The organism is Zoogloea oryzae, from assembly GCF_030161255.1.
Classification (GTDB): Bacteria; Pseudomonadota; Gammaproteobacteria; order Burkholderiales; family Rhodocyclaceae; genus Zoogloea; species Zoogloea oryzae.
The window spans coordinates 1-931 of record NZ_BSPX01000166.1; the positions used below are offsets into that span (position 1 = coordinate 1).

At 37.4% G+C, this 931-nt stretch carries 1 protein-coding gene; it reads right to left on the reverse strand.

The window, feature by feature from the left end:
* The coding region (gene rpoA / locus QQK25_RS24575) for a DNA-directed RNA polymerase subunit alpha (protein WP_284190004.1) at positions 1-931 on the reverse strand (931 nt) is incomplete at both ends.

The following is a 931-nucleotide window of genomic DNA, read 5'->3' on the forward strand; positions in this document are numbered from 1 at the left end:
TGGTAAATAAGTTTCGAAATGCTTGTGTAGAATTTCTAATATCTGTTTTACATCCTCTATCCGAAAATGTTCCACTTTCATAAGATCTTCTTGGCTCTTATTCGAAAGGTCTAATAAGGTATGTATATTGGACCTTTTGAGACAATTATAGATCCTAGACGGCAATTCTGATTGGTCAATAAAAATCCATTTCGCTGCTATTTTTTGTTTAGTTTTCCTAAATTTTATCAAGCTCTCATGAAAGGTAAAAAAAGGTAAAGTAATACTTTTTTTATTAGCTTCTAAATCGATGTCCTGCTCTTCTTCTGCTGCCTGGAGAAAAGGCATAAATAAATGAATCAAATTACGGGAGGCTTCGCGAAGTGCTTCTTTAGGAGTAAAACTTCCATCGGTCCATATTTCTAAAAAAAGTATCTCTAATTTGTCATTCCCATTCCCATAATAATGAATACTATGATTCACGTCTCGAACAGGCATGAATACAGCATCTATAGGATAACTCCCGTCTTGAGGATTATTTGGTGTTTTCCTACGATAGCCCCTATCCCTTTCGATTTGTAATCTAATACAAAAATCGATAGATTCCGTCAGGCTAGCTAGATGCTGCGTAGTATCAACGATTTCCACAGAAGGCGGCAAGATGATGTCATGGGCCGTTATATCTCCGGGACCTCTGAAGCAAATGGAGGCGTCGCGCGTTCCATACAGATTACTTCTCAATACAATTTCTTTCAAATTCATTAAAATATCATGTACTGATTCTTGAATACCCGCCCTGGTAGAATATTCATGTGGCATCTTTTCAGATTTTGCACGTGTGATACATGTTCCGTCCATTTCTCCAAGCAATACTCTTCGCATTACAAGGCCTATTGTATCGGCCTGGCCTTTCATAAGTGGAGATAGAATAAAACGACCATAATAAAAGCGT